The sequence below is a fragment of the Nocardioides sp. 503 genome (assembly GCF_004522095.1).
In the GTDB taxonomy this organism is placed as follows: Bacteria; Actinomycetota; Actinomycetes; order Propionibacteriales; family Nocardioidaceae; genus Nocardioides.
Genome location: NZ_SPUI01000007.1, coordinates 154,912 through 162,231 on the forward strand (window position 1 = coordinate 154,912; position 7,320 = coordinate 162,231).

The window sequence follows — 7,320 nt, forward strand, 5'->3', positions numbered from 1 at the left end:
CCACGCTGCCCCTGGCCGGCTACCGGATCGGGGTCACCGCCGCGCGCAAGGTCGACGAGCAGGTCCAGCTCTTCGAGCGCCGCGGCGCCACCTGCGTGTGGGCCCCGGCGCTGTCGACCGAGCCCAACCAGGTCGACGACGCCTCGCTGCGCGCCGCGACCGAGGAGGTCCTGAGCAAGCCGGTCGACGTCTTCCTGGCGACGACCGGCATCGGCATGAAGGGCTGGTTCGCGGCGGCCGAGGGTTGGGGGATGCTCGACGAGCTGCTCGCCGCGCTCGGCCGGTCCGAGATCCTGGCGCGCGGCCCCAAGAGCGTGGGCGCCCTCCGGCGCCGCGGCCTGCGCGAGCTGTGGGCGCCGGAGTCGGAAGAGTTCGAGGACGTGCTGGAGCACCTCCGCGGCCGTGACCTGACCGGACTGCGGATCGTGGTGCAGGAGCACGGCCAGTCGCTGTCGATGGTCGCGCACGCGCTGCGCCGGCGCGGCGCCGACGTCACCACCGTCACCGTCTACCGGGTCGCGAGCGCGGAGGACCCGGGGCCGATGTTCCACCTGGTCGACGAGATCGCCGACCGTACCGTCCACGCGGTGACCTTCACCTCCGCGCCGGCCGTCGCCGCGCTGATGCAGGCGGCCGGCTCCACCGGCCGCCGTGAGGAGGTCGTGGGGGCCTTCCAGGCCGACGTGATCGCCTCCTGCGTCGGCCCGGTCACCGCGGCGGCGTTCGAGATGTGGGGCGTGCCGACGATCTACCCCGACCGCTCCCGGCTGGCCGCGATGGTCAAGCAGCTCGAGACCGAGCTGCCCTCGCGCACGTCCGGCTCGTCGTTCGAGGTGGCCGGCCACACCCTGCTGCTGCACGGCGACGAGGTGCTGGTCGACGGCGTCGAGGTCAAGCTCTCGGCGGCGCCGTTCGCCGTGCTCCAGGCGCTGCTGGTCAACCCCGGCCACGTGGTGTCGCGCCGCGAGCTGCTCGCCGCGCTGCCGTCGGGCATCGCCGGCTCCGAGCACGCCGTCGAGATGGCGGTGGCGCGGCTGCGCGCGGCCGTCGGCACCAAGATCGTGCAGACCGTCGTCAAGCGCGGCTACCGGCTCGCGGTGGCGACATGAGGCTCGTGACCGTCGCGCACGGCACCCGCAAGGCGTCCGGCAACGAGGTGGCGCGCGAGCTGACCGCCGCGGCCGGCGAGCGGCTCGGCGTCGAGGCGGTGTGCTCCTACGTCGAGCTGTCCGACCCGCTCTTCGAGGCGGTCGTGGCGGCCTCGGCCGAGGCCACCGTCGTCGTGCCTCTGCTGCTGTCGACCGGCTTCCACGTCCGCCAGGACCTGCCGCGGATGGCGGAGGCCGCCGGCGGGCCGCTGGTGCTGGGCCGCCCGCTCGGGCCGCACCAGCGGATCGCCGAGGTGCAGCTGGCGCGGCTGGTGTCGGCCGGTGCGTCACCCGGTGCGGGTCGGCTCGTGATGGTCGCCGCCGGCTCCTCCGACCCGCTCGCCACCCGCGACCTGACGCGCGCCGCCGAGCTGCTGGGCCGACTCTGGGACGGCCCGGTCGAGGTCGCGACCCTCTCCGCGCTCGGCAGCCGCCCGGCCGAGGTCGTGCGGCCCGGCGACGTCGTGTCGCCGTACCTGCTCTCGCCCGGCTACTTCGCCGACCGCGCCCGGTCGGAGTCGCTCGACGCCGGCGCCGTCCTCGTCGCCGACGTCATCGGACCGGACCCTCTCGTCGCCGACCTCATCGCGCAGCGGACGCTCGCGCTCGACGCCGTGCGGCGGTCGGCGTAGGAGCAGGTTTACCAGCATCTGCTGAAAAACCTGCTCCGCCTACCCCCGGTCCAGCTCGAGCGCCTCGGGCGTGTGCAGCCGCACCATGAACCGCCGAGCGTGGGCGGGCACCCGCGAGGCGGTGGCACGCGAGACCAGCACCATCGTCACGAACGCCAGCGGCACGCTCCACGCGGCGGGCTGCTCGAGCAGCACGCCCGGCCAACCGTCGGAGGAGCCGTCGACGAGCGTCCACAGCACGCCGACCCCGGAGCCCAGACCGCCGGCGAGGAGCCCGGCCACCGCGCCGACGTCGGTGAGGCCGCGCCACCAGATCCCGAGCAGCAGCAGGGGGCAGAACGTCGAGGCCGCCACGGCGAAGGCCAGCCCCACGGCGCGCGCGACGCCGACGCTCGGCAGGGCCAGCGCCACCGCCAGCGGGACCGTCACCGCGATCACCGCGCCGACGCGGAACGCCGCCACGCCCGACAGCCGTCGCGCGCGCAGCAGCCGCGGGGTGAGGTCCTGGCTCAGCACGCCGGCCACCGCGATGGCCAGGCCCGACGACGTCGACAGGAACGCCGCGAACGCCCCGGCGGTCACCAGTCCGGCCAGCAGCTCGCCCCCGACACCGGGCACCATGAGCCGTGGCAGCTCGAGCACGAGGACGTCCGAGCGGCCGGACGCGGCGAGCTCGGTGGCGTAGACCCGCCCGAGCGCGCCGTAGACCGGCGGCAGCAGGTAGAACACGCCGAGCAGCACCAGCACCACCAGCGTCGTACGGCGTGCGGCGCGGCCGTCGGGGTTGGTGTAGAACCGCACGACCACGTGCGGCAGCCCCATCGTGCCGAGGAACGTCGCGACGATGAGCGAATAGGTGAGGTAGAGGCCCTCGGTGCCGCCGCTCGCGAGCGGGACCGACCAGTCGGCGTCGGCCGGCATCCGGCTGCCCGGCGCGCCCTCGCCCGCCCAGACGACGAGCAGGACGGCGGCCGGCAGGAGCAGGGCGGTGAGCTTGAGCCAGTACTGGAATGCCTGCACGAAGGTGATGCTGCGCATCCCGCCCGAGGACACGTTGGCCAGCACCACCAGCCCGACGATCACCGGCCCCAGCCACGTCGGGGCGCCGACCGCGGCGCGCAGCGTGAGCCCGGCTCCGTGGAACTGCGGCAGGAGGTAGAGCCAGCCGATCGCCACTACCATCACCGAGCACAGCGTGCGCACGCGCCGCGACCCCAGCCGGGCCTCCGCGAAGTCCGGCAGGGTGTAGGCGCCACTGCGACGCAGGGGCGCGGCGACGAGGACCAGCAGCAGGAGGTAGCCGGCGGTCCAGCCGATCGGGTACCACAGCATGTCCGCGCCGAAGGTCAGCACCAGCCCGGCGACACCGAGGAAGGACGCGGCGGAGAGGTACTCCCCACCGATCGCCGACGCGTTGAGCCCCGGCCGCACCGAGCGGGACGCCACGAAGAAGTCGCTCGTCGTCCGTGAGAACCGCAGTCCCCACGTGCCGATCAGCAGCGTCGTGACCGTCACCAGCACCACCGCGACCAGGCCGGTCACGCTCTCGGTGCTCATCGAGGACTCATCGGGTGCTCATCGAGCGCTCATCCGTCGGCCTCGCTCATCAGCTCGGCGAAGTCGCGCTCGTTGCGCTCGGCCCTCCGCACGTAGGACCAGCCGAGCAGCACCAGCAGGGGGTAGACGAGCGCGCCGAGCAGCAGCCACGCCAGCGGCACCGGACCCACGCGTACGGCGGACAGGCGCGGCAGCAGGTGGAAGGCCAGCGGCAGGCTGCCCACGCTCACCACGAGCAGCGCGATCGTGCGCAGGGCCAGCCGCAGCTGCTCGCGCAGGAGCGAGCCGAGGTAGACGTGGCCGAGCCGGGTCTCGTCGTCGATGTCGCCGGTCCGCGCGCGAGGGGCGTGCCGCCGGGGCGGCCCCGTCACCCGCACCCGCTCGGGCCGCCCCTCGCTCACGACTCCCCGCGGTGCAGCAGCAGGTCGCGCAGCTCGCGGGTGTGGCGGCGGCTGACGCCCAGCTCGACGACGTCCGCCGCCCCCGGCGGGCCTCCGACCACGACCGAGCACCGGCCGGAGTCCATGCGCACCTCCCGCACGTGGGCCAGCGCGACCAGCAGCGAGCGGTGGATGCGCACGAACCCGGCCGGGCGCCACTCCTCCTCCAGCGTGGAGAGCGGGGTGCGGATGAGGTGCGAGCCGCCGGCGGTGTGCAGCCGTGCGTAGTCGCCCTGGGCCTCGACGTGGGTGACGTCGGCCCGGTCCACGAAGCGCGTCACCCCGCCGCGCTCGACGGGGATCTGCGCGTCCTGGCTGGGGCCCGGTGACCGGTCGCCGCCCGCCACCACGCGCCGTACGGCCTCGGCGAGACGGTCGGCGCGCACCGGCTTGAGCACGTAGTCGACTGCGTGCAGCTCGAAGGCCTCGACGGCGTGGGCCTCGTGGGCGGTCACGAACACCACCGGCGGCGGGCTGCGGAAGCGCGAGAGGACCTGCGCGAGGTCGAGGCCGGTGAGCCCGGGCATCTGGATGTCGAGGAAGACGCAGTCGACGTCGGTCTGCTGCAGGGTGCGCAGCCCCTCGGCGGCGGAGTCGCAGGTGCGGACCTCGCCGACCCGCTCGTCGCGCGAGAGCAGGTAGGCGAGCTCGTCGAGGGCCGGCCGCTCGTCGTCGACGACCAGCACCCGCAGCAGCGGCGGCGTCACACCTGCACCCCCGGCGCGAACTTCGGCACCCGCACGATCACCTTGGTGCCGGCGCCCGGCGCGGTCTCGACGACCAGGCCGTAGTCGTCGCCGTAGGTGTTGCGCAGCCGGCTGTCGACGTTGCCCAGGCCGACCGAGTCGAGCGCGGTGTCGCCGGCGAGCGCACGCCGTACCTTGTCGGGGTCCTCGCCGACGCCGTCGTCCTCCACCTCGATCACGCACTCCTGCCCGCGGTCCAGCGCCCCGATGCGCACGTGCCCGGCGCCCTCGACGTTGGCGAGGCCGTGGCGCACGGCGTTCTCGACGAGGGGCTGGATGCAGAGGAAGGGTACGGCGACCGGCAGCACCTCGGGCGCGATGCTCAGCGTCACGCGCAGCCGCTCCCCGAAGCGCGCCTGCTCCAGCAGGAGGTAGCGCTCCACCGAGCGCAGCTCCTCGGCCAGCGTCGTGAAGTCGCCGTGGCTGCGGAAGGAGTAGCGGGTGAAGTCGGCGAACTCCATCAGCAGGTCGCGGGCGCGGTCGGGGTCGGTGCGCACGAAGCTGGCGATGGCGCCCAGCGAGTTGTAGATGAAGTGCGGGCTGATCTGCGCGCGCAGGGCCCGCACCTCCGCCTCGATCGCGCGGGTGCGCGACGCGTCGAGCTCGGCCAGCTCGAGCTGACCCGAGACCCACTGCGCCACCTCGTCGGCGGCGCGCGCCAGCCCGGCGGTGGGGTAGGGCGCGAAGGCCTGCAGGGTGCCGACGATCCGCTCCTCGACGACCAGCGGGCTGACGACCGCCGTGCGCACGGGGCAGCCGGTCTCCTCGCACTGCAGGTCGGAGCGGTCGAAGACCCGGGTCGCGCCGCGGTCGAGGGTGGCCGCGACCAGCGCGGCCGCCTGGTCGGTGTGGTGCTGGCCGGTGCCGTCCCAGGCGAGGGCGGCGGCGGTGTCGGTCAGCGCCATCGCGGGCGTGCCGAGCAGCGAGCGCAGGTGGCGGATGGAGCGCTCGGCCGAGTCGGTGGTCAGCCCCTCACGCAGGGCCGGTGCGGCCAGCGACGCGCGGTGCAGCGTGCGGAACGTCGCGCGGTCGGCCTCGGTGCCGAGATGGGTCCGCCGCCAGGCCCTCATGGCTCAGCGGAAGTCGATGAGGAGCATGCCGCTGTCGTCGTCCGTGGGCGGCGGGACCGGCCCGTCGGCGGGGTCGTGGTCGCCGTCGCGATGCCCGCCCTGCCGGTCGTCGTGCCGGTCGGAGGGGCGCTCGATCGTCAGCGGGTCCGGCTCGGGCCGGTCGACGACGGTGGCGCGGAAGCAGCGGGTGACGTAAGGCAGCTGCATGCCGTCCATGCCGCGCCCGTAGTCGTCGTACAGAGCCAGCACGTCGGCCAGCCGGGCGACGCGCGCCTCCTCGTCGAGGGCGATCACGTCCGAGCGGGAGCGCACGAGGTCCTGGATCGACTCGCGGTGCACGGTCTGCCAGTGCTTGAAGTCCTGCTCCTCGGCGCTGCGGAAGTGGCGCGAGCCCGCGAGCACCGCGACGGGGTCGACGTCGTCGCGGCCGGTCGAGCCGATGATGCGGCCGAGCTTGCGCACCCAAGGGATGCGCTCGTCGCGGTCGTTGCGCACGATCGCGAGGTGGCCTCCGGGCTTGAGGACCCGCGCGATCTCGGGCAGCGCGCGCTCGTGGTCGAACCAGTGGAACGCCTGCGCCACCACGACGACGTCGTAGGAGGAGTCGGACGCGGGGATGTCCTCGGCGCCGGTGAGCGAGGCCCGGACGTCGGGCAGCCGGCGCTGCAGCACGTCGAGCATCGCGGCGTCGGGCTCGGTGGCGTGGACGTCGTGCCCCAGGGCGACCAGCTGCTCGGTGAGCTTGCCCGTGCCGGCCGCGAGCTCGAGCACGGTGAGCGGCTGCTCGGCGGTCAGCCAGGCCGCGGCGTCCCGGGGGTAGGTGGGGCGGCCGCGGTCGTAGGCGTCGGCGACGCTCCCGAAGGAGCGGGCGGGAGGCAGGTGGTCGGTCATCGGGGTCGAGGCTACCCGCGGATAGCCTTCGGCCGTGGCTTCCGATCCCCTTGCGTGGCTGGTGTCTCTCGAAGGCGTCCCCTCGGCGTACGCCGCCGTGCGCGACGGCATCGACGTCATGCTGCGCGACCGGGGGCTGCGGCGTACCTCCCCGGAGACCACCGCCGAGTCCCTGCTGCGCGGCGCCCACGCCAGCGCGGTGCTGGAGGGCTCGTCCTCGACCCTCGCGCAGGTGCGCGAGGGCGCCGGCGACGAGACCGCCCAGGACGTGCTGCGGATGTCGACCGAGATCCTCGGCCTGGCGCCGCTCGTGGGTCGCAGCCCCGCCCAGGCCTTCGCCCGGCTGCACGCGCTGGTGTCGTCGGGGTCGCTGCCCGACGACCAGCGTGGCCGCCCGCGCGACGCCGAGTCCGCGGCCCGGCTGCGCGACATCGGCGCCCTGCTGACGCGCCCCACCGACGCGCCGGCCCTGCTCGTCGCGGCGCTCATCCACGGCGAGCTCGTCACCGCGGCGCCGTTCGCCTCCCACAACGGCGTCGTCGCCCGCGCCGCCGAGCGCCTGGTCATCGTCGCCCGCGGCGTCGACGAGAAGTCGCTGGTCGTTCCCGAGGCCGGCCACCTCGCGCTGCGGCCGGCGTACGAGTCGAACCTCGTCGGCTACGCCGAGGGCGGCGCGGCCGGCATGCACGCGTGGGTGCTCTACGCCGCCGAGGCGTTCGCCGCCGGCGCCGAGGCCAGTCCGTTGCGGCGGGCGGCGGGCTGAGGCGCGCGCAGTTTCCCCAAGGTATGCAGGGAAGCTGTCACTTCCCTCGGTGTGCAACGCGAGGGAAGTGACG

The 7,320-nt window shown here is 74.6% G+C and carries 8 protein-coding genes; 3 read left to right on the top strand and 5 right to left on the bottom strand.

The window, feature by feature from the left end:
- Nucleotides 1-11: 11 nt before the first annotated feature.
- A complete protein-coding gene (locus tag E4622_RS19240; protein ID WP_280633773.1) occupies nucleotides 12-1,109 on the top strand; it encodes a uroporphyrinogen-III synthase in 1,098 nt (365 codons plus the stop codon).
- Entirely contained in the window at nucleotides 1,106-1,780 is a 675-nt protein-coding gene (locus E4622_RS19245) for a CbiX/SirB N-terminal domain-containing protein (RefSeq protein WP_134741066.1), read from the top strand. The genes E4622_RS19240 and E4622_RS19245 overlap by 4 nt, the downstream gene beginning before the upstream one ends.
- A 39-nt stretch (nucleotides 1,781-1,819) precedes the next feature.
- Here E4622_RS19245 and E4622_RS19250 read toward each other — a convergent pair whose 3' ends face one another.
- Genes E4622_RS19250 through E4622_RS19270 form a run of 5 tightly spaced genes read right to left on the bottom strand, consistent with a single transcriptional unit; the run spans nucleotide 1,820 to nucleotide 6,484 of the window.
- Nucleotides 1,820-3,337, bottom strand: coding sequence for a cation acetate symporter (locus tag E4622_RS19250; protein WP_134741067.1), 1,518 nt, complete (start codon nucleotides 3,335-3,337; stop codon nucleotides 1,820-1,822).
- Nucleotides 3,338-3,366: 29 nt separating this feature from the next.
- Nucleotides 3,367-3,738, bottom strand: coding sequence for a hypothetical protein (locus E4622_RS19255; protein WP_134741068.1), 372 nt, complete (start codon nucleotides 3,736-3,738; stop codon nucleotides 3,367-3,369).
- Nucleotides 3,735-4,484, bottom strand: a complete 750-nt coding sequence (locus E4622_RS19260) for a LytTR family DNA-binding domain-containing protein (protein WP_134741069.1) — start codon at nucleotides 4,482-4,484, stop codon at nucleotides 3,735-3,737. The genes E4622_RS19255 and E4622_RS19260 overlap by 4 nt, the downstream gene beginning before the upstream one ends.
- Nucleotides 4,481-5,593, bottom strand: a complete 1,113-nt coding sequence (locus E4622_RS19265; RefSeq protein WP_134741070.1) for a histidine kinase — start codon at nucleotides 5,591-5,593, stop codon at nucleotides 4,481-4,483. The genes E4622_RS19260 and E4622_RS19265 overlap by 4 nt, the downstream gene beginning before the upstream one ends.
- 3 nt (nucleotides 5,594-5,596) lie before the next feature.
- A complete protein-coding gene (locus tag E4622_RS19270; protein WP_134741071.1) occupies nucleotides 5,597-6,484 on the bottom strand; it encodes a class I SAM-dependent methyltransferase in 888 nt (295 codons plus the stop codon).
- A 34-nt stretch (nucleotides 6,485-6,518) separates the two neighbouring features.
- Between E4622_RS19270 and E4622_RS19275 the strand changes: the two genes are divergently transcribed.
- The gene (locus E4622_RS19275; protein WP_134741072.1) at nucleotides 6,519-7,247 is read left to right on the top strand and encodes an oxidoreductase; all 729 of its coding nucleotides are present in this window, start codon (nucleotides 6,519-6,521) and stop codon (nucleotides 7,245-7,247) included.
- Nucleotides 7,248-7,320 lie beyond the last annotated feature (73 nt).

Excerpts from the sequence above, each read along its gene's own strand:
- E4622_RS19270 (WP_134741071.1), bottom strand. The coding sequence starts at position 6,484 with ATGACCGACCACCTGCCTCCCGCCCGCTCCTTCGGGAGCGTCGCCGAC.
- E4622_RS19265 (WP_134741070.1), bottom strand. The coding sequence starts at position 5,593 with ATGAGGGCCTGGCGGCGGACCCATCTCGGCACCGAGGCCGACCGCGCG.
- E4622_RS19250 (WP_134741067.1), bottom strand. The coding sequence starts at position 3,337 with ATGAGCACCGAGAGCGTGACCGGCCTGGTCGCGGTGGTGCTGGTGACG.
- E4622_RS19245 (WP_134741066.1), top strand. The coding sequence starts at position 1,106 with ATGAGGCTCGTGACCGTCGCGCACGGCACCCGCAAGGCGTCCGGCAAC.